At 48.2% G+C, this 21,615-nt stretch carries 19 protein-coding genes; 4 read left to right on the top strand and 15 right to left on the bottom strand.

Translation table 11 applies throughout. The features are described from left to right. Window positions 1–8: 8 nt before the first annotated feature. The 4 genes from TCA2_RS21170 to TCA2_RS21150 all read right to left on the bottom strand — a co-directional run bounded on the left by TCA2_RS21170 (window position 9) and on the right by TCA2_RS21150 (window position 4,462). Window positions 9–1,373, bottom strand: a complete 1,365-nt coding sequence (locus tag TCA2_RS21170) for a DEAD/DEAH box helicase (RefSeq protein ID WP_047913594.1) — start codon at window positions 1,371–1,373, stop codon at window positions 9–11. A gap of 195 nt (window positions 1,374–1,568) precedes the next feature. Continuing rightward, window positions 1,569–2,345 (bottom strand): SDR family oxidoreductase, encoded by a 777-nt coding sequence (locus TCA2_RS21160; RefSeq protein ID WP_047913592.1) that lies wholly within the window; start codon window positions 2,343–2,345, stop codon window positions 1,569–1,571. Between the two features lie 128 nt (window positions 2,346–2,473). Further along, window positions 2,474–2,932, bottom strand: a complete 459-nt coding sequence (locus TCA2_RS21155) for a chemotaxis protein CheX (RefSeq protein WP_047913591.1) — start codon at window positions 2,930–2,932, stop codon at window positions 2,474–2,476. Window positions 2,933–3,136: 204 nt separating this feature from the next. Further along, entirely contained in the window at window positions 3,137–4,462 is a 1,326-nt protein-coding gene (locus TCA2_RS21150; RefSeq protein ID WP_047913590.1) for an MFS transporter, read from the bottom strand. A gap of 259 nt (window positions 4,463–4,721) precedes the next feature. Between TCA2_RS21150 and TCA2_RS21145 the strand changes: the two genes are divergently transcribed. Together TCA2_RS21145 and TCA2_RS21140 are read left to right on the top strand one after the other, a co-directional pair. Then, entirely contained in the window at window positions 4,722–5,624 is a 903-nt protein-coding gene (locus TCA2_RS21145) for a LysR family transcriptional regulator (RefSeq protein ID WP_047913589.1), read from the top strand. A 19-nt stretch (window positions 5,625–5,643) separates the two neighbouring features. Beyond that, window positions 5,644–6,453 (top strand): histidinol-phosphatase, encoded by an 810-nt coding sequence (locus TCA2_RS21140; protein ID WP_047913588.1) that lies wholly within the window; start codon window positions 5,644–5,646, stop codon window positions 6,451–6,453. Window positions 6,454–6,661: 208 nt separating this feature from the next. Here TCA2_RS21140 and TCA2_RS21135 read toward each other — a convergent pair whose 3' ends face one another. The 8 genes from TCA2_RS21135 to TCA2_RS21100 all read right to left on the bottom strand — a co-directional run bounded on the left by TCA2_RS21135 (window position 6,662) and on the right by TCA2_RS21100 (window position 14,251). Further along, a complete protein-coding gene (locus TCA2_RS21135) occupies window positions 6,662–7,633 on the bottom strand; it encodes a DMT family transporter (RefSeq protein ID WP_047913587.1) in 972 nt (323 codons plus the stop codon). Window positions 7,634–7,649: 16 nt separating this feature from the next. Beyond that, entirely contained in the window at window positions 7,650–8,207 is a 558-nt protein-coding gene (locus TCA2_RS21130; RefSeq protein WP_047913586.1) for a GNAT family N-acetyltransferase, read from the bottom strand. Window positions 8,208–8,235: 28 nt separating this feature from the next. Continuing rightward, window positions 8,236–9,003 carry a metallophosphoesterase gene (locus TCA2_RS21125; RefSeq protein ID WP_047913585.1) on the bottom strand — a complete coding sequence of 256 codons (768 nt, stop codon included), beginning with the start codon at window positions 9,001–9,003 and terminating at the stop codon, window positions 8,236–8,238. A 54-nt stretch (window positions 9,004–9,057) separates the two neighbouring features. After that, window positions 9,058–10,008 (bottom strand): metallophosphoesterase, encoded by a 951-nt coding sequence (locus TCA2_RS21120; protein ID WP_081872717.1) that lies wholly within the window; start codon window positions 10,006–10,008, stop codon window positions 9,058–9,060. Between the two features lie 27 nt (window positions 10,009–10,035). Then, window positions 10,036–10,848: an aminoglycoside N(3)-acetyltransferase gene (locus tag TCA2_RS21115; protein ID WP_047913584.1), complete on the bottom strand. Its 813-nt coding sequence runs from the start codon at window positions 10,846–10,848 to the stop codon at window positions 10,036–10,038. 153 nt (window positions 10,849–11,001) lie between these two features. Further along, on the bottom strand, window positions 11,002–11,775 hold the full coding sequence (gene sdhB, locus TCA2_RS21110) for a succinate dehydrogenase iron-sulfur subunit (protein ID WP_047913583.1): 774 nt from the start codon (window positions 11,773–11,775) through the stop codon (window positions 11,002–11,004). A gap of 42 nt (window positions 11,776–11,817) precedes the next feature. Then, a complete protein-coding gene (gene sdhA, locus TCA2_RS21105) occupies window positions 11,818–13,563 on the bottom strand; it encodes a succinate dehydrogenase flavoprotein subunit (RefSeq protein WP_047913582.1) in 1,746 nt (581 codons plus the stop codon). A gap of 25 nt (window positions 13,564–13,588) precedes the next feature. Beyond that, a complete protein-coding gene (locus TCA2_RS21100; RefSeq protein WP_047913581.1) occupies window positions 13,589–14,251 on the bottom strand; it encodes a succinate dehydrogenase cytochrome b558 subunit in 663 nt (220 codons plus the stop codon). A 346-nt stretch (window positions 14,252–14,597) separates the two neighbouring features. Between TCA2_RS21100 and TCA2_RS21095 the strand changes: the two genes are divergently transcribed. Next, window positions 14,598–15,494: a LysR family transcriptional regulator gene (locus tag TCA2_RS21095; protein ID WP_047913580.1), complete on the top strand. Its 897-nt coding sequence runs from the start codon at window positions 14,598–14,600 to the stop codon at window positions 15,492–15,494. 14 nt (window positions 15,495–15,508) lie between these two features. Here TCA2_RS21095 and TCA2_RS21090 read toward each other — a convergent pair whose 3' ends face one another. After that, a complete protein-coding gene (locus TCA2_RS21090) occupies window positions 15,509–16,174 on the bottom strand; it encodes a TrkA family potassium uptake protein (protein WP_047913579.1) in 666 nt (221 codons plus the stop codon). Between the two features lie 23 nt (window positions 16,175–16,197). After that, window positions 16,198–17,544 carry a TrkH family potassium uptake protein gene (locus TCA2_RS21085; RefSeq protein ID WP_047913642.1) on the bottom strand — a complete coding sequence of 449 codons (1,347 nt, stop codon included), beginning with the start codon at window positions 17,542–17,544 and terminating at the stop codon, window positions 16,198–16,200. A 369-nt stretch (window positions 17,545–17,913) separates the two neighbouring features. On the opposite strand from TCA2_RS21085, the gene TCA2_RS21080 reads away from it, so the two are divergent. Then, window positions 17,914–19,614 carry a CPBP family intramembrane glutamic endopeptidase gene (locus tag TCA2_RS21080; RefSeq protein WP_047913578.1) on the top strand — a complete coding sequence of 567 codons (1,701 nt, stop codon included), beginning with the start codon at window positions 17,914–17,916 and terminating at the stop codon, window positions 19,612–19,614. Here the strand turns inward: TCA2_RS21080 and uvrC are convergent. Then, window positions 19,583–21,565, bottom strand: a complete 1,983-nt coding sequence (uvrC, locus tag TCA2_RS21075; protein WP_047913577.1) for an excinuclease ABC subunit UvrC — start codon at window positions 21,563–21,565, stop codon at window positions 19,583–19,585. The genes TCA2_RS21080 and uvrC overlap by 32 nt on opposite strands. Window positions 21,566–21,615 lie beyond the last annotated feature (50 nt).

Genomic DNA, 21,615 nt, shown 5'->3' with positions numbered 1-21,615 from the left:
GCTTTCTTCTAGGACTCGCTGTTATCACTACGTTTATTCTTGAGCCATTTCGGAGCCCCTTTATTTTTCTTGTCCTGCGCCTTCTCATTCTTGCGTCTTGCCGCTGGAGCCGGCTTGTCCTTCGGACGGCTTGACGTATGGCTGATGCTCGCTTTTGGAGAAGCCGTTCTTGGAGCAGCCTCTTTACTTGGACCGCCTGCTCTTGTGCCTTCACGGAATACACTGCGCTTCGCTTGATCGTCCCGTTCCTGTACTTCTCCTCCGTACAGCACCCGTTCAATCAGCTCGATTCCGAGCTCTCTTGCGAATTTACGCATAATGAACGTTTCCTTCTCGCCCACAATGGAAATCACCGTTCCCGTCTTGCCCATCCGTCCTGTTCTGCCTGCCCGGTGAACATAATGATCAGAATCAAAGGCCGGATCAAAGTTGATGACCAGAGGAAGATCCTGAATATCCAATCCGCGTGCCGCAACGTCACTGGCTATCAGCAGCTTGATTTTGCCTTCTCTGAAATTCGCAAGGACTCTGCTCCGTGTCATTTTATCGGCATCTCCATACAAAGCCGCCGCGGATAGACCCATAAAGTTCATCTTGCCTTCTACTGCCGCGATGGTTTCTGCCGTATTCGCGAACACGATCGCTCTGGACGGGTCAAAATGGCGTACAATTCTTCGCAGCATGTCCACCTTTTCCCGTTCCTCAGCTACAAAGTAGAGATGCGTCAGACCGCTCGCGGTCATCTGCTCGGGTTCAATGCCTATGGTGACCATATCCTTCATTTCGCGCTTGGCAAGCTGCTCGGTCTCCTTATCCACCGTTGCAGACAAGAATACAAGCTGACGATCCCGCAGTGAACGATGCATAATCTGGTCCACATCTCCGGCTCCGCCGAGCTGGAACACTTGATCCACTTCATCAATGACAATTGTCGTGATCTGATGCATTTTCAGCTTGCGAATTTCAATAAGCTCACGTACCCGTCCCGGTGTCCCCACGACGACCTCCGGATGTTCCTTCAGCTTCTCAATTTGGCGCTTGATTGCTGCGCCGCCGATGAGTCCCAGCGTCTTAATGCCGCGGTAGGTACCGTACGTTTCGGCTTCGCGAACAATCTGCATCGCCAGCTCCTGTGTTGGAGCGAGGATCAGCTTCTGCGTACCCTTGATATCGGTATTAACCGTCTCCAGCACCGGCAGTAAATAAGCCAGTGTCTTTCCTGTTCCTGTCTGAGAACGCGCAAGCACATTCTTGCCTTCCTTAATGACGGGAATGGTCTGCTCCTGTACAGGAGAAGGCGTCTGTATCCCCCGCTCGTCAAGTCGTTCTATCAAACCCGGGCTTAGTCCGAGCGAATCAAATGTTGTTGTCATTCAAGTCCATCCTTTGTTATAAGTTCATTACTGTTCATTATATGCGAAAAACGTTCACGTACCAAATTACGGTTGTCAAAAAACAAAAGAACGGTACAGCAGTATCCATCTAGCTCGCCGAAATGAATTGCAAAACGAATCAAAACCACACAAAAAAGCTCTTGAGCACAAATCATGTTCAAGAGCCCTCTACTGCTATTTACGATTTAACAAACCATACGTAAGCTTGTCCGCCAGCCTTGGAAACAACTGGTATAATCTTATTCCAGCTGCAGCGATATGGGGAAGATTAACCTCTTCCTTCTGTTTGACGATCGCCTGCACCATCTTATCCGCTACATATTCAGGCTGCATAATAAAGCCCTTCAGGTTGCTAATGTAGCCACCACCGGGATCTGCCGTCTCAAAGAAGGGGGTATCAATCGGACCCGGATTAATCGTCGTTACCTTGATCCCTGTTTCTCTCAGCTCCTGACGCAGTGCATTACTGAAGCCTAGAACAGCGTGCTTGGTGGCCGTATAAGAGGCGGATTTTGCGGTCCCAATCTTGCCTGCCATGGATGCGACATTGACGATATGCCCCTGTCCGGATGCAAGCATATGGGGCAGTACAGCCTTTGTCATTCGTACCGTACCCATATAATTTACGTCCATCATTTGTTCAAAGTCCGCTACGGTCATGTCCTTCGTCATCTCGAATTGACCATACCCTGCATTATTAAGCACAACATCGATTCGACCGTACCTGTCGATGATCCTCGTAATCAGTGCTTCCACTTGCTCATTATCAGTTACGTCCAGCGGATACCAGTCCGGTGTTCCGGCGATCGAGGCACTGATCTTCTGGAGCTTATCCTCCGATCTCGCCAGCAGCACGGGCAGGGCCCCCTGCTCACTTAGCTTCTGCGCACAGATTGCGCCGATACCGCTGGAAGCACCTGTAATAAGTACTACCTTATCCTTTAGTTTCATCTTTTTTACCTCCCGAATGCAGTCCACTTATGTATCTGATCATAGTGTACCTGCAAATGGGTTTCAAGATTACAGTTTCCTCATAAGATATAAGCTGCTCACAGCGGATTCCAAGCTATTTGAGCTTCTTACGAAATCATCACCTGAATATCAAGCTCTCCAATACCGTCCATCACAAGCGGAATGCTTAGCGCCTGGGTCACCGCATCCATCGCTGGATGAGAGGACTTCGTTACTTGCGGCGGCGTAATATCAACGGCAATGCCCTGATTGTATAGTATCGTGCTTGCGTTTCCGCTGATCATATTGCCAAGCTCTGAAATCGCACTTTGCCCCATCTCATCCATCTCTGAGATGACATATCCGCCCATCATCGCAGAGACAATCCGCAGTGCCACCTGCTCCTGTATTCCGAACACGACCTTCCCGTTCAATTGTCCCGTCATTCCGATTAGAATCCAGATGTGGTCCTCGAGAAATTCAACTTGCTTGATACCCAGCTTGCCGGCGGAAGGTGAGATCTGAATCAATTGCTCAAATACGAGCCGCGCGGACTCCAAGAATGGATTAATCACTTCGGCTTTCAACGATTGTGCCTCCTTACTAGGTTAATGGTCACGAATCAAAAGTCCCATTATTTTAACAATATTATACTTGAAGCCACACCAAAATTCATTACGAATTCAAGCCAAAGGCCCATAATTATTGTTATCGACAAGTAAGAAGTGAATATTTATACCAAATCGTATTTAATCCATGTTTGATCCGCACCCAACATTAGTTCTATAGGACTATACCGTTGCCGCAGGAGGTTTTCCTGGATTTCTTGCTACCGGCGGTTCGGAATCATCGGAAGCCTCGGCTTCCCCTTTGGCCAAATTAACCCGAGTCAGCATCCATATTCCCAGAGCAAAGAAGATAAGCACCGATAGAATTGCCAGTCTGCTCGTTCCCGTGACGGCTGCCGTAAACCCGAATACAGCGGGGCCTAGAGCCGCAGATACTTTACCTGACAGACTCATGAACCCAAAGAATTCCGATGTCTTATGCGCAGGCACCAGGCGGCTGTAAATAGACCTTGCCAAAGACTGAGATCCTCCTTGAACCATTCCCACCATAAATGCCAGGATATAGAAATGGAGGGCCGATTCCATAAAGAAGCCGAAAATAACAATGACCACATAAAAGCAAAGCGACAGATACAAAGAACGCTTGGCCCCAATCTTACCCGCCAGCTTCCCGAATAAGAATGTAAAGGGCACACCCACAAATTGAGTAATGAGAAGAGCTGTAATCAGGTGGGTTGTACCGATTCCGATCTCAGCACCATAAATAGCAGCCATGCTGATAATCGTGCTGATTCCATCATTGAAGAACCAAAATGCAATGAGATATTTAAACAATTCGGGATACTTCTTCACGTGAAGAAGTGTGCTCGCCACACTTTTGACACTGTGGAGCGCCGTTTGTCCAACAGAACGGCCGGCAGATCGGGAAACTCCCTTATCACGCAGAGGAAATCTCCGGAGAAGAGGAATGGCAAACAGCAGCCACCATAAGCCTGAGGTCAGGAACACAAGCTGCATCGCCTGAATTTGAGACGTAAAGCCAATGCTTTCCCAGCCTTGGATCATAACGACATGGACAAGCAGCAGAAGCCCTCCTCCAATGTAGCCAAACATATAGCCGCGTGCAGAGAGCATATCCCGATCTTGAGGCGGGGCGATATCTCGCAGCATGGAATCATAGAAGGTATTACCGCCGGAAAAGCCCAGTGTGGCAATAATAAAAAGGATGGATACAATAATATAGTCACCTGTCCCGGTCAGTGCCATTGCCGAGCTTGCAACCGCCCCCAATATGGCTGCAATCATGAGATAGGTTCCTTTGCGTCCCCCGACATCCGCCGCCGCGCCTAATATAGGGGAGAGAACAGCGACAAGAATCATGGCGATCGTCTGAGAGAAAGCCCAATAGCTGGTAGCTATTGCATCATCCAGTCCCGCAGCCGCGACATTTTGATAGAAGATCGGAAGTACAGCCGCAATCATGGTTGTTGCGAAGGCAGAATTCGCCCAGTCATACATGACCCATGCACGTGCTTGCTTTGGATCCATTCGTAAACCCCTCCATCATTTATTCCGTTTTTTTAATATTCATATAGCATGATTTTTGCATAATCTGAGATTTCATATGATAACTTTACATGAGATATGTTAATTAAATTTGCTTTTTACATAAACTATTGAACAAGCCTGAGCCACGATCTACATTGCTCTGCCGGTTCCAATCGCCTATAATTTAATAGAGTACTTTGAAGAGAAGACAACGCGATCAGCGAACTATTATGCAACCTATGAAGTCAGGAGGCTAGTCATGAACATCAGTCAATTGGAGACACTGATAACGATTTCCAAAACGATGAGCTTCCGTAAAGCCGGAGAACTTCTTAATTTGACACAACCTGCCGTCTCAGCTCAGATCAAAAGCCTTGAGGATGAGTTTCGGACGGTGCTTGTGGACAGATCACAGCCGGTCGCCCTAACCGACCGCGGCAAGGTATTTCTGAACCACGCCGAACGGATTCTTGAGATTGTGGATGAACTGAAGCTCAAGCTCCTGGATCTTGATCAGAATCCACAGGGACATATATTACTGGGCACAACTACATCCATCGCCATTCAGATATTGCCCCGCATTCTGTCTTATTTTCAAGATCAGTTTCCACGGATTAAGACAAGCATACAATCCATGCCATCCTCACAAATCTATGAGCAAGTAGAGAACGGGATGATAGATGTCGGAATCGGTTATCTTATTGAACGGAACCCTAATTTAAGTACCTCTACCCTGTACTATGATACATTTGAATTGGTCGTCTCCCCCAAGCATCCGCTGGCAAAGAAAAAACACGCTACGATTGATGCACTCGGTACAACGCCGCTCATCATGCTGTCACCGGATACAGTCGGCCGCAGGTTTGTAGATAATATCTTGGATAAACACGGGATTGAGCCCAATATCGTAATGGAATTGTCCAGCAGTGAGGAAGTCAAAAGAATGGTGGAGCTGGATCTCGGCGCAGCCGTTATTTCCAAGCAAGCCATTGCCGCAGAGCTTCGTCTCGGGACGCTGGTCATGATCCCGCTCAGTGAGCTCGAGGTCAGCCATCCTGTCGGCGTCATTTATAAATCCAGCCGGTATTTAAATTCGGCGATGCAGCAATTTTTGAGCGACCTCAAAGGAATGCCGGAAACTCAGTTTGTAAGCTCGGAATAACGAAGAAGGAGGAACAGGAATGAAATTTGATCTGCATACGCATCATTTCCGCTGCGGCCATGCCGACGGGAACATACGCGATTACGTGGAAGCTGGTATTTCCGCTGGACTTGCCGCCATCGGCATATCGGACCATACTCCCTATTTCGGCAGCGAAGAGGAACAACCCTTCCCGAAGATCGCGATGGCCAAAGCAGAGCTTCGTCATTATGTACAGGAAGTTCTGGACATTAAGAAGGAATATGAAGGGAAAATTGACGTCCTGCTCGGCATCGAATCTGACTTTTTTCCCGAAGTTGCACATATTTATCATGAGACGCTCAGCAAATACCCTTTCGATTATATCATCGGTTCTGTACATAGCACCGGCGGTGTGAGCATTTTTAACAAAAATAGATGGAAGGGATTAGACGATCAGGCAAGCCTTCAGGTAAAAGAGGCTTACTATGACCTGATTCGGCAATCCGCAAGAAGCGGCATGTTTCAAATCCTTGGACATATCGATGCCATGAAGGGGAATTACCCTGCGTTTGCCGACATTCCTGCGAGCAAGGCTATAGATGAGACCCTAAAGGTCATTGCTGAGGAGAAGATCGCTATTGAGATCAATACTTCAGGGAAGACTAAACTATGCGGAGGCTGGTATCCTGCTGACGAAATTCTGGAGAGAGCCCATTATTACGGAGTATATGTTACGTTCGGATCAGATGCGCATAAGCCCTCTCGTGTTGGAGATGAATGGGAGGAAGTCCGCACAAGGCTGATCGACATCGGGTTTACGGAATGGGTGTATTACAAACAGAAGCAAATTCAGATTGTTCCTCTATAATACCTGCTATAATAGCTGTCAGGCCGCATAATGCGGTCTTTTTTGTGTAAAAGGCAAAAAAAATGGACCCGCTTCTCTAATAAACGGGTCCCAACAGCATTGAATTTATATTATCAAAAAGGGGGTCATGTCAATAAGTTTACCCGCTCACTGTTAGAGTAAAGTTTCAGTAATATTTCATTTGTGTAACAAAGTACATTAATTTACATTACGACTGCTGAGCGTCCGCTTTGGCTCTTGAAACCACCGTTCTAACCGTGACTGACCTGTTTACAATCAGTATTCCGCTGACAACGAGCGACAGTGAAACTCCAACCCAGCCGGACATCTGCTCTCCAAGCAGAATGGAAGATAATATGACGCCAAATACCGGAATCAGGAACAGATACATCGATACACGTCCGACATCATTATATTTCATAATGGTATTCCAGATTCCGAATCCTACAGCCGAGAGAACAGACAGATACAACAGATACATGAACAGCGTACCGTTAATCGCAAAAGGAGCTGCGCCGACCATCGGTACAGAGACGGCGATAAGCAGAATTCCTCCAAGCGCCATCTGTCTTCCCGTTAAGGATAACACAGGCTCATGCCTGCTCTCCTGCTTCGCCAGTACATTGCCTACACCGCCAAAAAAGGCTGAGCCCAGCAGCAACAATTCTCCCCAGCCAAAGGAGAGACTGAGGTCCCCTTTTCCAATGCCGACAGCAGCAATACCTAAGAATCCCAGCAGCAATCCGGTAATCTTCATTACCGTCAGTCGTTCTGCCGAATTCACGAAGCGTACAGAGAGCATCTGAAACAAGGAGGTAGATCCGACGATGATGGATCCCTGTATCCCTGTGCTGTAGCTGAGTCCTACATACAGCAGTAAATATTGAAGAAAGGTTTGAATGAGGGCTAGACGAGACAATCTGCCTTTGCCAAGCTTCTTACGCTGCTCCGTTTTTCCTCTTCCTCGGGTAACCAAATAATGAAATATAATAAGCAGCAGACCTGCCAGTGTAAACCGATAACCCGCAAACAACCACTGGGCACCGTAATCCGCTGCACCAATTCCCAAATCTTCATAGCCGATCTTTATAATCGGCATCGCACTTCCCCACAGCATGGTAGCGACAACTGCACTTACGACAATCCCTGCGGGGTGTCTAAACCATTGTTCGATTTTCATAGTGTACCTACTTTAATTATAATGTCTGTTCCTTCACATACACGAGCACATCCTGCCCATTTTTGGGAAACAGGGAAAAATGCTTATGTGTCCGCATATACTTCATTCCATTCTTGATGAGAACCTTCTGGGAGCGCTGATTATGTTCATGGCATTTGCCTTCAATTCGCTGAAGCCCCAGCTCCTCAAAGCCGAAACGGATCATTCGTCCGACAGCCTCCGTTCCATACCCCTGACCCCAATACCTGCGGTCAAACATGTACCCGATCTGTGCCTCCTTCTTATCTTCCTTCCATTGCTGGAATGAGATAACCCCGATCAGCTCGTCCTGTTCAAGGAGACGTATACCATAGTGAACCGATTCAAGTCTCGCGCCGGATATCCATATTTCTTTAAGCAAACGCCTGGCCCGAAGCTTAGTCGGCAAGTGTACACGATTTAAATACTTTATGACCTCCACATCATTCAAAAAGCGAAATATCGTCTCATCATCACTCGGCGTAAGGCCTCTGAAGAGCAAGCGCTCTGTCCTCAGCACCGGCAGTCCTCGTCCTAACGCATGCTTCGTGAACATGATCGTATGCTCCTATCATCCATTTTCTTTATTTTTTTATACCGCGATAAACACCCGTGCGGATTTCATTGATATAGAGATCCATATCCGGGGCACCTGAATTCAGTGCAATTTGAACTTCCTCCTCGATACGATAAGGCACACGAATAAACTGGATATTAAAAGCCGCATCAGACGGGGACGTCTTCTCTCCGAATGGCTCCATCGTAAGATCAGCTCCTTCGAGAATACAGTATGAAGCTTCCGGAATATCCAATGGGTTGCCTACGCTGCCCACATTAAATAACACTTTGCCGCTGATATGCTGAAGATAAACATTATGCACATCACCATAACCGACTACATCCGGCACTTCCTGCTCCAGCTCTTCAATGGATGCAGCAATCGGCGCGAACATACCGAGTCTCTCCTCTATGCTGTCCCATGGCTGGACACGATGATATACACTCACAGCCGAAGCATGTACTAGGCGAATGGAACGTCCGCTAAGTCTGAAATGGCAGCTGAAGGGCAAAGAGGATAAATAAGATAGACGCTCCTGACCAAGTCGATCCGCATGCCACTCAAAATGAAGCCCTTCCTGCCTTTTGGCCACAAGCTCATCCCAGTTCCCTCGCACAACCACTTCACAGTTCGCACGGACACTGTCTAAGCAGGCTTCCGGATTCGGTCCTTTGCCCACCAGATCACCAAGACAGAAGATACGCGTAATCCCGCGATGACGCATATCGGCCAGTACGGCTGTCCAGGCGGTCATATTTCCATGAATATCGGAAACTATAGCGATTCGTTCCATCGTATCATTTCCTTTCTATTATTGTTCGTCCCACTGCGATGATTCATGTGCAGATTACAAATGAATCATCGTCAGCTCGGGCTTGCATAGGAAGCGGATCGGCAGCTGAGTCATACCGACACCCCGATTTACGTAGACGGGCATGGATGCCCCTTCTTCTCCGGTGTAGTACAGCCCTTGAATATACTTGTGAGAGCCGCGCGGTGTGGTCAGAGCGCCGATAAAGGGAGCTCTCACCTGTCCTCCGTGACTATGTCCGGACAATTGCAGATCATAGGTGTATCCAGACGCAATGTCGGCGTAATCCGGCTCATGCATTAGTAGGAGTGTAAATATATCAGCTTCCAGGCCATCAAGTGCAGCTGCCGGATCAGGCACACCATTCAAGGCATCATCCAGGCCCGCGACGGCAATGACTTCCCCGTTTTTTTCGACCGTAACATGCTCATTAACTAGTAATGTGAAGCCCGCATCGTGATACAGCTTTGCCAGCTTCTTATACTCCCGTCCACGATAATCATGATTGCCGAGCACGGCATACTTGCCTAGTGGGGCCTGCATAGCTCGGAGCAGGGGGACACACTCTGCCATAGGTTCCGCCTTCGCTTCTACCATATCTCCAGTAAAACAAATGATATCCGGAGACTGCTCTCTGACCGCCTTCGCCAATCGCTCCATATCCGATTTATCCATGTGGAACCCCAGATGCATATCACTGAAATGGGCAATTCTCATCCCTTGAAAGCTCTCAGGAAGTCGGGGGAGCGTAAGGTTCACATGCTCCACTTCGAGATTCCGCGGCTCCCACAGCCACGCATACCCTCCCGTAAACAGACCGGCACCCGCGGTAAGTCCCAGCTTCATCATCTTCTTCAAGAAGCTTCTGCGGGAAGGATGATGCTGCTTGGGTTTGCCAGGGAAAATGGCCGGAACCGTCTCACTTCCATCCTTGGGACGTACAGGTTTATCTTCCGGATCCCTATTCGGGCGTGGTGTAAATTCCAAGCTTAATTTCCCCCTTCTAATGAAATACTATAGCTCCCTCTTTGTCCTGAGCCACTCCGCAGCATAATCAACTAATGCACGCTGCGGTGCCAGGAAGCAGGAGGCCTGCCTGATATGACCTCTGGCAAATATAGAGCTGTCCGCCAGCTCGTAATCATGTCCCAGCTTATCAAAATCATCGGAGCTGATATTATAATCACGATAGGTAATCCACTGCTTCCTGCCCTGCACAAGGACTGGAGCCTGCTGCTGGATTTCCTTCCTGCCTTTATATTCCGTCCGATACTCTGCCAAATGCAATGAAGTATTCCGATCATGTCCGCAGCCAATTAACAAGACATGCGCATCCGCGTCGTACAGCCGGGCAAGTGGTGATTCCTCTCCCAGCGGATAATCATAGGCATGCTTCTCTATAATATAGGGTGCAAGTCGTCCCCGCGCTGCAAAGGACACATGCGGATGCAGACTGCGTAGTGAAGCACCGCTCTGCCTGAATGCATCAACAATGGCACCCATTCCAGAAGTCTCTGTCATCTCCGGATCATATGCCGGCATTTCAGCACGAATAAGCTCCCACCACTTCGGGTCTGCAGGAGGGTTCATCCAAGTGGATGGATCCGTTAAATCCATTGACTGGGTCGGCATGACAAGTGTGCCTTCCGGGCCCAGCACATCCTGCAGAGCAAGGACTACAGAAGGTGCGCCCCCTGGAATCCACCCGCCGAAGCTCTTCAGGGAAGAATGCACAATCAGCGTCATTCCGGGTCTGAGCCCCAGCTGATAGAGCCCTTTACTAATTTCTGTCCGGGTCACGGGTCGGTCTATAATGGGTTCCGTCAAATGTATTGCACATCCCTTCTTCAGTTAGTTCCGATTATAACACACTCCGGGTATCTGTATGGAGCCAAGGCAGGCCTGGCTCTGCCCATAATAAAGAACTCCGTCTTCAGCTTCAAGACGGAGTTCTTGTGATTCATATTGCAAGGCGGGACATTATGCGCCCAGCCAGCGTTTAAACATATGCTTGGTCGTATCCTTGTTCATCTCTGCAATGGAAGTTGTAAGCGGAATGCCTTTTGGACAAGCTCTTACACAGTTCTGCGAGTTACCGCAGCCTTCAATTCCTCCATCTTCCATAAGCGATTCGAGTCTTTCTTCCTTGTTCATCTCACCTGTCGGATGAGCATTGAACAAGCGGACTTGTGAGATCGCTGCTGGACCGATAAAGTCTGTCTTGTCATTCACGTTAGGGCATGCTTCAAGGCAGACACCACAGGTCATACACTTGGACAGCTCGTAAGCCCACTGACGCTTCTTTTCCGCCATCCGCGGACCTGGCCCCAGGTCATAAGTTCCATCGATCGGAATCCATGCTTTGACCCGTTTGAGCGCCTTAAACATGCGATCACGATCAATAACCAGATCTCGTACTACCGGGAAGGTCTTCATTGGCTCAAGCCGGATCGGCTGTTCCAGCTGGTCCACGAGTGCAGCACAGGCCTGGCGCGGCTTCCCGTTAATAACCATCGAGCATGCACCACAGACTTCCTCCAGGCAATTGGAGTCCCAGCATACCGGAGCAATCTGCTTGCCCGAAGTATTCACCGGGTTGCGCTGAATTTCCATGAGCGCACTGATAACGTTCATTCCGGGACGGTACGGAAGCTCAAATTCCTCAATATAGGAAGGAGAGTCCGGTTTATCCTGGCGGGTAATGACAAACTTCACACTTTTCACGGTTTGTTTATTTACAGCGGTTTCTGCCATGATGGTTCCTCCTTACTGTTTATAATTCATTCCTTACTGCTCTTATTTGTCCTTGGAATAGTCACGGATACGCGGCGGAATCAGAGATACGTCAACAGGCTCATACGAAATTTCCGGTCCATCCGGCGTCCATTTTGCAAGACTCGTCTTCAGGAAGTTCTCATCATCACGATCCGGGAACTCCGGCTTGTAGTGCGCCCCGCGGCTTTCATTGCGAAGCAGTCCGCCCAGCGTCATCGCTTCAGCCAGCTCCAGCATGTTCCACAGCTGTCTTGTGAAGGATGCACTCGTATTGTTCCAGCTGGATGTATCGTTCACGTTAATGTTCTTGTAACGCTCTTTTAATTCCTTAATTTTACCGATGGTCGCTTCTAGACGGTCATTGTAGCGGACAACCGTCATATTGTCCTTCATCCAATCGCCAAGTTCTTTATGAATAACATAGGCGTTCTCTGTGCCTTGCATTTTGGTAATGCGGTCGTACTTATCGGTCTGCTGCTTCTGATATCTGTCGAACACAGAAGAGGATACATCCTGTGCTGATTTCTTAAGGCCTTTGATATATTCAACCGCCTTAGGACCTGCAACCATCCCTCCGTAAATCGCCGATACGAGCGAATTGGCGCCAAGTCGATTGGCCCCGTGGTATTGGTATTCACACTCTCCTGCAGCGAACAATCCCGGAATGTTAGTCATCTGGTTATAGTCGACCCACATGCCGCCCATAGAGTAGTGAACCGCAGGGAATATCTTCATCGGAATCTTGCGCGGATCGTCACCCATGAATTTTTCATAGATCTCGATAATACCGCCGAGCTTAACATCGAGCTCTTTCGGATCTTTGTGAGACAGATCAAGATATACCATATTTTCGCCATTCACACCGAGGTTCTGGTTAACACACACATCAAAAATTTCACGTGTGGCAATATCCCGCGGTACAAGGTTACCGTAAGCCGGGTATTTCTCTTCAAGGAAATACCAAGGCTTACCATCCTTATAAGTCCAGATACGCCCGCCTTCACCCCGTGCCGATTCTGACATCAGTCTCAGCTTATCATCACCCGGAATCGCTGTCGGGTGAATCTGAATGAATTCTCCGTTCGCATAAGTCACACCTTGCTGATATACCGCACTTGCCGCTGTACCTGTATTAATAACCGAGTTCGTCGTCTTACCGAAGATAATGCCGGGACCGCCAGTTGCCAGAATCGTTGCATCCGCTGCGAATGTAGCGACTTCCATACTGCGCAGATCCTGAGCCACAATCCCGCGGCATATACCTTCATCGTCCACAACCGCCTGCAAAAACTCCCAGTGCTCATGCTTCGTAACGAGACCCGCTGTCTCCCAGCGGCGTACCTGCTCATCCAGAGCGTACAGCAGCTGCTGGCCTGTTGTCGCACCTGCAAACGCGGTACGGTGATGCTTAGTGCCTCCGAAACGACGGAAATCGAGCAGTCCTTCCGGCGTACGGTTAAACATAACGCCCATCCGGTCCATTAGATGAATGATGCCTGGTGCGGCTTCACACATCGCTTTAACTGGCGGCTGATTCGCCAGGAAGTCACCGCCATACACGGTATCGTCGAAGTGAACCCATGGAGAATCGCCCTCCCCCTTGGTGTTAACTGCGCCGTTAATACCGCCTTGGGCACATACGGAGTGAGATCTTTTGACAGGTACAATAGAAAATAGATGAACGTGGACCCCTGCTTCTGCAGCTTTGGTTGTTGCCATAAGTCCTGCAAGACCGCCGCCCACGACAATAATGTTGGATGTAGCCATTTCTAGTTCACTCTCCTCTTACAGCTTAGACTGTTACTTTCAACATTTCGATTACAGCAGATGCATCAAATTCCACAGAGCGGAAGGCAAAGATAGATGCAACAAACATAATAGAGCAGACTGCGAACAAGCTCATGCATACGTATGAGGATACTCGCTGTGCACGAGGGCCTCGCGTAATTCCCCAGCTAACAAGGAATGCCCACAAGCCGTTGGCAAAGTGATAAGAAGCTGCCACGACGCTAATCAGATAAATAATGAAATAGACTGGATTCGTTACAATACTGTGCATCAGCGCACCAAGCTCTTCATGGCTCACCTCGCCCAGGAATACCTGAACGCGCGTCTGATAGACGTGCCAGATCACGAATACGAAAGTAATGACGCCGGATATACGCTGAAACGTATATCTCCAGTTGCGCTCATTGTTGAACCTGCCAACGTTCGGCTGGGCCTGATACGCAATGTACAATCCGTAAACACCGTGATACAGCATAGGGACATAAATCACGAAGATTTCCATCAAAAGCAGCAGCGGAAGGCTGTTGATCAAATTTACTGCGGACTGAAACCTCTCCGGCCCGCCTTCAACAGCTGCAAAGTTCGAGAACATGTGCATAAGAAAAAACACACTCAGAGGGATGAGGCCTAGAAGCGAGTGAATCTTTCGGGCATAGTAACCTTTCATAAACTGACTTTCCCCTTTCCATGTACAGCGTTTTCATATTTGAATTTGGAAGATAAAATGAACAAAAGATCCTGCTCCCCGTCAAACGAAAGTATTCAGTATGGGAATGGCTCATGAAAAGTTCATGATGTCTCCGGTTCAAATTATCTGGATCACACAGTGACCTTCTAGTTCACTAAGGCTCGACAAATTTCTAGTTTTTGCTTAACTTGTGAACAACCTGTGTCGCTCTTATGTTACTCGTTTTTTTTCTTATAAGGGAATTGCAATATAATTATTAAATGTTATAACTATAGGGTATAAGGTATATACGTTAATAAACGCTGACCAGGAGGATGAAGCATCTATGTATGAAGAAATGCAAGCATTTGCCGCTGTTGTTGAGCAATCCAGCCTGAACCAAGCCTCCAAGCTGTTAAACCTGTCACAGCCTGCTCTGTCCCGTAAGATCGCCAAATTGGAGGATGAACTAGGCGTTACCCTTTTCAATCGGGTTGGCAAGAGACTCGAGCTGACCTCTATCGGTAGACTTGCTTATGATTTTGCGATTGAACAGCAGCAGCAGCAGCTGAAATTTCTGCAAACGCTGGCTCAATTCAAGGACGATACGGACAGTGCTATTACGCTGGGTGCCAGCTTAACGACGCTGCAGACGACACTGCCTCCGCTCATTACCGCATTTATGGACAACCATCCGCATGCGGAGATCAAGCTCGTTACAGGCAAGACTCATGAGATTGTATCCAGTGTGCGCGACAAGCAGGCTGATGTCGGCATCGTCGCTTCTTCTATTAACGAGCCTGGACTAAACTGTCTCCCTCTCTTCGACGACCATTTGGAGCTCGTTGTCGCCAGCACACATCCTCTGAGCGGACAAGCATCCAAAATGGATGATCTGCAAAAAATGCCGATGATCACCTTCTCCAAGGGTACCTGGTATCGCAAATTAACGGATGATCTGTTCCACAGATCAGGAGTTATGCCGGATATCCGGATGGAGATCGATTCCTTCGAAGCCATTGTACGTCTGCTTCCAACCTGCAAGCTTGCCGCTCTGCTCCCCAAATCCTATTTGAGGCCGCAGCTGCTCGCGGACAATGACTTGGTCACGGTTCATATTCCTGAGCTTCGACAAACAAGACGGACGACCTGCATGATCTATGGACAAAAAGAAGAGCTAAGCGCGACAGCCAAGCAGTGGATTCACGAAATACGTGAATTTTTCGCTGCGAAGCGCGGTTAGCTCAGGAAATATTGTTATTGGCTAATGACTTCTTCGTCAAAACGCTCAATGTTGTCATTGGTCCCTATAATAATCATGATATCTCCAGTATGCACATGATCGAGTGCGGTTGGTGCAATAATGATGCCCTCATTCTTCTGCAGGGCGACAATGCTGCAATTGTATCTGGCTCTTGAATTCAGCTCGGAGAGCGTTTTGCCATTCAGACATCTCGGAACCGTCATTTCTACAATACTGTAGTTGTCGGACAGGTCAATGTAATCGAGCAGATTCGGCGTAACAAGCTGGTGCGCAACCCGTTTGCCCATGTCTCTCTCCGGATAGACAATCCGGTCTACGCCCAGCTTCTCCAGCGCCCTGCCGTGCAGGAGCGAGATCGCTTTAGCAATGACCTTCTTCACACCAAGCTCCTTGAGCAGGATGGCGGACAGAATACTCATCTGAATATCGTCGCCAATCGCCACGATACCGCAGTCAAAATTACGGATGCCCAGTGAACGAAGCGTATCCTCATCCGAAGCATCCGCGACGACCGCATGAGTCAGGAACTCGCTCATATCATTAACGATCTCCTCATTGCGGTCTATACCCAGGACTTCATAACCATTCTCTACGAGTTCCATTGCCAGACTGGAACCGAAGCGGCCGAGCCCAACAACAACAAATTGCTGATTTTTCATAACGTTAGTCTCAAATCTCCTCTTTAACCAATAATAATCTTGCCTTCTGGATGTCTATACAGTTCCTTGCTCTTTCGATTGAGCGCATAAGCGAGTGTTATCGGCCCAAGACGACCTGCAAACATCGTCAGGCAGATCAGCAGCTTGCCAATGGTCGTCAGCTCAGGTGTAAGCCCCATGGACAGCCCTACCGTTGCGAATGCCGATGTGGTCTCAAACAAGATCATAAGAAAGCGTGCATCTTCTGTAGTGGATAGAATCATCGTTACACCAACCACCATGAGCAGCGAAATCATTGTAATCGTCAGTGCCTTAATAATTCGTTCCTGAGCCAAACGATATCGGAACATGACGACATCATCCCGGCCTCGCACCATCGATAGCACGGCACCGACAAGTATGGCAAATGTCGTAGTCTTGATCCCGCCCCCAGTCGACCCCGGAGAAGCCCCGATAAACATCAGCAGGATAATAAAGAACTGGGTTGCCTGGCGTAAGCCCGCAATATCAAGAGCATTCGCGCCTGCAGTCCTCGCCGTAACCGATTGGAAGAAGGAAGCGATGATCTTCCCGCCTGTATCCAGTCCGCCTAAGGTCTTCGTGTTACTGAATTCTAAGACAAATACAACCATAGCACCGAAGACAATCAGGAAGCCTGTGATCGACAATACTACTTTTGAATGCAGTGACAGGGTCCGTTTTTTTCTTTTTCGAAGCTCCAGCACATCGGAGAGAACGACGAAGCCAAGACCCCCTGAAACAATCAATGCCATCGCGATGATGTTGATGAACGGGTCATCCACATACAGCGTCAGACTCCGATAGTCACCAAAGATATCAAAGCCGGCGTTGTTAAACAACGATATTGCGTGGAATACGCCAAAATATACTGCCTTGCCTATGCTCATATCAAAAGACCATCTAAGCGCAAACAAGACAGCTCCTATTGCTTCAATCGTCAGGGAGTAGAATAATACTTTACGGACCAGCTTAACAATGCCCTCAATCGAACTCTGGTTGAACGCTTCCTGCAGAATCAGTCTTTCCCGCAGCGAAATCCGCCGTCTGAATACGATGGCAATCAAGGTGGACATGGTCATAAATCCCAGACCGCCGATTTGGATAAGAAACATAATGACGACCTGGCCAAATATAGAAAAGTCATATCCGGTGTCCAGAATGACAAGTCCGGTCACACATGTAGCAGATGTCGCTGTGAACAGCGCATCAACGAATCCTACACTTTGTCCGTTCGCACTTGAAACGGGCAACATCAAGAGCAGGGTGCCGATTAGGATAATGCCGGCAAAGCCAAGCACCAAAATCTGTGGTGGATTCAATTTGAAAATACGGTGCTGCTCGTTAAGCACAGGTTCACCTCGTTTTATATTCCATTCATCAAAAAAAGAACCAAACAGCCCTTTAAAGTCCAGGCTATATTGTATTGGTTCCCCTGTTTTCACTTTAGAATTCGGCTTATTGCTTCTCGTATGAAGTTCAACCACGATTATAAGACTTTCAGGAAAGAGAGACAAAATCAAAAACACCTTAATTTCACTAAAAAAGTGCAAAAATGAATATACTTCTTTAAAGTCAACATATTATGAAACATTATTGGACATTTTCAAGCCAGTAAACCGCTTTCTCGAGCATTTTCTCTATTCATTGGCTTTGAGACAGCGGCATATGCTATCTTTACTGTAAGCTGAACTATCTCAATTAAGAATGGAGGAATGACATTGAATCGACCAGGGCAGCCTTTAGTGCTCAAACCGAACTACAGCTTGCTCGGGGTGCTCGCGGCCATCGGCCTGATCTTGTTTTTTATTTTTCAGATATTGCCGGGAACGTCAATGCAGTCAACGGAGCAACAGACAGCGAAGGTAATCAGCAAAGAAGAAGCCTACCAAGCTGCCGTTCAATATGCCGAGAGTGAACTCGGACTAAACGATAAGATTTTATTTGAGGACGTATTAGTTACATATCAGACAAGCTCCGAATTATACGGCTATCTGGCGAATCAGAAGCTGCTTGAGCAGTATGACAAAGAGTATGAGGAACAATATCCGTATGACGTATACCGGGTAAGACTTCCTGACCAAGCTTCAGGAGGATATCTGAATGTAGATGTCCATATGAATAGTGCGAAGCCTGTATCCTATATCCGGCAATCACCGGATTCCGACTATTCAACCAATGAACTGGTGCCTGAATCAGAAGGGAGAGCCGCACTACTTCGGTTATCCGAAGGCGGAATCTCACTGGAGGATAAGGTAAGTCTTGCTGTCCCTGTTCTATCCGAATTAGGCTATGACGTAAATGCGCTGGAGCTGGAAACAACCGCATCCGAACCCGGGCTTGTCTATGCAGATCACAGCAAGGAGCTCGGAGATAGCACACTGAAGCTTAATTTCACTTTTGAGAATGGCGATATTCGTTCATTTGAACCCGAGTTCTCTGTACCTGCCGATCACACAGCATATGTAGAGAAGGAAACGTCCAGAGCCAACCTCATGACGCTTGCAGGCTATGGTCTATTCACCTTGCTGCTTGGTGTCCTCGCTATCGTGTACAGTGTACTGACAAGAGCCTATACCTCATTTAAAAGAGGAATCTGGTTATCCATTCTGTATTTCCTGTTCTCCATGATCGGTACGATCAACTTGCTGCCGACTTTCCAGGCGGAAGGTTATTCTACCCTTATGCTTGTCATCTTGTTTGGGATCCAAGCGTTGTTTACGCTGGCCATGACCGCGCTTGTATACTTCTCTCTCGTCGCTGGAAACGGACTCTGGCGAAAGGACGGCTACAATCTATGGGGACGGGCCAAGGAGCCTGGATATGGCCGCTATGTGCTTCACAGCATGTATTCGGGTTACCTATGGGCATTTATACTGCTTGGATTGCAGTCCGTCATCTTCTTCGTGCTTGAGAAAGGGCTCGGCGTATGGTCTACAACAGATACCAGCCAGTCCCCTTATAACATGGTCTATCCGTGGCTTATGCCCATCCTTGCCTGGATGGCTGGCATTGGGGAAGAAGCCGTTTACCGTTTGTTCGGTATTCGAATCTTCAAGAAGATGGTACGAAGCACCGTGCTGGCTGCAATGATTACGTCTCTCATCTGGGCGTTCGGTCATACGCTGTATCCGATCTACCCTGTCATCACAAGACCGATTGAACTCACGATTATCGGGCTTGTATTCAGCTTCATTATGATCAAATATGGCTTCATCACTTCTGTATTCAGCCATGTTATCTTTAACAGCATTCTGATGGGCATCAGCCTGCTCGCCATGCAGGATGCCATAAATGTAGCTGCCGGAGTGTTCTGGATGATCCTTCCTGCCATCGTGGGTTATGTCATCTACCGTTTTCATTCGGGAACAAAAAAAGAGAAGCCGATATTTACGGCTCCTCGTCCTGAAGAGAGTCAATAATAGTTTGGGCGAGCTTATCGCCAATCGATAGAGGCCGGAAGTCTTCGACGCTGGCCTCTTTAATTTTGCGCAGAGATCCAAAATGCTTAAGCAGCAGCTTGCGCCGTTTCTCGCCAATACCCGGTATCGCATCCAGACGGGATACAACCATCGATTTGCCGCGCTGCTCACGGTGGAATGTGATAGCGAAGCGGTGAACCTCCTCCTGGATTCGCTGAAGCAGGTAGAACTCCTGACTGTCCCGCGGCAGCTGAATGACTTCAAACGTATCACCGATCATCAGCTGCGATGTTTTATGCTTCGCATCCTTAACAAGACCGCATACCGGAATATATAACCCGAGTTCATTGTGAAGGACATCCAGCGCTGAGGATATCTGACCACGACCGCCATCGACGATAATCAGATCGGGCTGGGTCAAATTCTCCTTCAGTACACGCTCATACCTGCGGCGGATGACTTCACGCATCGTTTCATAATCATCCGGGCCTTTAACGGATCGAATCTTGTATTTGCGATACTCTTTTTTCTCCGCCTTGCCGTCAATAAACACGACCATTGCAGATACCGGATTCGCTCCTTGAATATTGGAGTTATCGAAGGCTTCGATACGACTGAGCGAGGAGAGTCCAAGCGCCTCACCCAAACGCTGCGCGGCTTTTGAAGTGCGTTCCTCTGTCCGCTCAATCAAACGGAATTTCTCATCGAGAGATACCTTCGCATTCTCTGTAGCCATTGAGACCATTTGGCGCTTCAATCCCCGCTTTGGAATAAGAACCTTGATATCCAGCCATTCTTGAAGCAGCCCTGCCGCACTGACGGGATCATCAATTCCGCTCGTCTCTTGATCCTCAGAGGCAGCCTCCTCAGGAATTGGAACCGACTCCTCCTCCTGCTCGTTCTCCTCTAATTTATACACTTGTGCCTGCTCATGCGCTTCGTCTGCTCCCTGAGTCTCCTGCAGCTTGTTCTCTTCCTCTGGCAGCAAGGGAAGAAGTATTTCCTTCGGCAAGGCCGGATTATCGCTGTAATACTGGGTTACAAAAGATATAAAGTCCGCATACGCATCTCCGTAAAAAGGAAACGAGGTGGAATGACGCTCAATCATTTTGCCCTGGCGTATATATAGAATCTGTACACTCATCCAGCCTTTATCTATAGCAAAGCCGAAGACATCCCGGTCCTTGGTATCGGCGGTCGTGATCTTCTGCTTCTCCATCAGGGCATCGATCGCAATGATCTGATCACGCAGCTCCTTAGCCCGTTCAAAGTACAGATCCTCTGCGGCCTCCTCCATTTTCTTCTGAAGATCCTTCTTAATCTCTTCGTGACCTCCACTCAGGAAGGAAGCAATCTCAGTGCTGATCCCTTCATAGGTCTCCTTGCCAATCTCTTTGACACAAGGCGCGAGACATTGTCCCATATGGTAGTACAAGCACACTTCCTTCGGCATAACTCCGCATTTACGCAGCGGATACATTCGGTCAAGCAGCTTCTTCGTCTGATGTGCTGCATAGGAGTTCGGATATGGACCGAAATACTTTGCCTTGTCCTTCAGTACCCGGCGTGTGACTTCCAGCTTCGGATGCCGCTCATTCGTTATTTTCAAATACGGAAAGGTCTTGTCATCCTTAAGCAGTACATTGTAACGCGGCTGATGCTTCTTGATCAGATTGAGCTCCAGCAGAAGCGCCTCTTTGTTACTGCCCGTGACGATGTATTCAAAATCCCGAATATCCGCAACAAGCCGCTGCGTCTTCCCGTTATGGCTTCCTGTAAAATAGGAGCGCACCCGATTCTTCAGCACCTTCGCTTTCCCGACATAGATGATCGTCCCTTGATCATTCTTCATCAGATAACAGCCAGGCAGATCGGGCAGGAGCGCCAGCTTGTGTCTGATCTGCTCCAGCGCCTTCTCCTGTTCTTGAATATGTCCAAGATGTGATTCCATCTTCCTTCGTTCCCCCTCCCTGTTAAACTGTACAATTAAATCTATATATA

The sequence above is a fragment of the Paenibacillus sp. TCA20 genome (genome assembly GCF_000732325.1).
Taxonomy (GTDB): Bacteria; Bacillota; Bacilli; order Paenibacillales; family Paenibacillaceae; genus Paenibacillus; species Paenibacillus urinalis.
The sequence above is the reverse complement of the archived record's forward strand: the minus strand, read 5'-3'. Positions and strand labels throughout refer to the sequence as shown.

Bases quoted from the DNA above. Each gene is read 5' to 3' on its own strand.
- TCA2_RS21170 (WP_047913594.1), bottom strand. From the start codon at position 1,373: ATGACAACAACATTTGATTCGCTCGGACTAAGCCCGGGTTTGATAGAA.
- TCA2_RS21160 (WP_047913592.1), bottom strand. From the start codon at position 2,345: ATGAAACTAAAGGATAAGGTAGTACTTATTACAGGTGCTTCCAGCGGT.
- TCA2_RS21150 (WP_047913590.1), bottom strand. From the start codon at position 4,462: ATGGATCCAAAGCAAGCACGTGCATGGGTCATGTATGACTGGGCGAAT.
- TCA2_RS21145 (WP_047913589.1), top strand. From the start codon at position 4,722: ATGAACATCAGTCAATTGGAGACACTGATAACGATTTCCAAAACGATG.
- TCA2_RS21140 (WP_047913588.1), top strand. From the start codon at position 5,644: ATGAAATTTGATCTGCATACGCATCATTTCCGCTGCGGCCATGCCGAC.
- TCA2_RS21135 (WP_047913587.1), bottom strand. From the start codon at position 7,633: ATGAAAATCGAACAATGGTTTAGACACCCCGCAGGGATTGTCGTAAGT.
- TCA2_RS21130 (WP_047913586.1), bottom strand. From the start codon at position 8,207: ATGTTCACGAAGCATGCGTTAGGACGAGGACTGCCGGTGCTGAGGACA.
- TCA2_RS21125 (WP_047913585.1), bottom strand. From the start codon at position 9,003: ATGGAACGAATCGCTATAGTTTCCGATATTCATGGAAATATGACCGCC.
- sdhB (WP_047913583.1), bottom strand. From the start codon at position 11,775: ATGGCAGAAACCGCTGTAAATAAACAAACCGTGAAAAGTGTGAAGTTT.
- sdhA (WP_047913582.1), bottom strand. From the start codon at position 13,563: ATGGCTACATCCAACATTATTGTCGTGGGCGGCGGTCTTGCAGGACTT.
- TCA2_RS21100 (WP_047913581.1), bottom strand. From the start codon at position 14,251: ATGAAAGGTTACTATGCCCGAAAGATTCACTCGCTTCTAGGCCTCATC.
- TCA2_RS21095 (WP_047913580.1), top strand. From the start codon at position 14,598: ATGTATGAAGAAATGCAAGCATTTGCCGCTGTTGTTGAGCAATCCAGC.
- TCA2_RS21090 (WP_047913579.1), bottom strand. From the start codon at position 16,174: ATGAAAAATCAGCAATTTGTTGTTGTTGGGCTCGGCCGCTTCGGTTCC.
- uvrC (WP_047913577.1), bottom strand. From the start codon at position 21,565: ATGGAATCACATCTTGGACATATTCAAGAACAGGAGAAGGCGCTGGAG.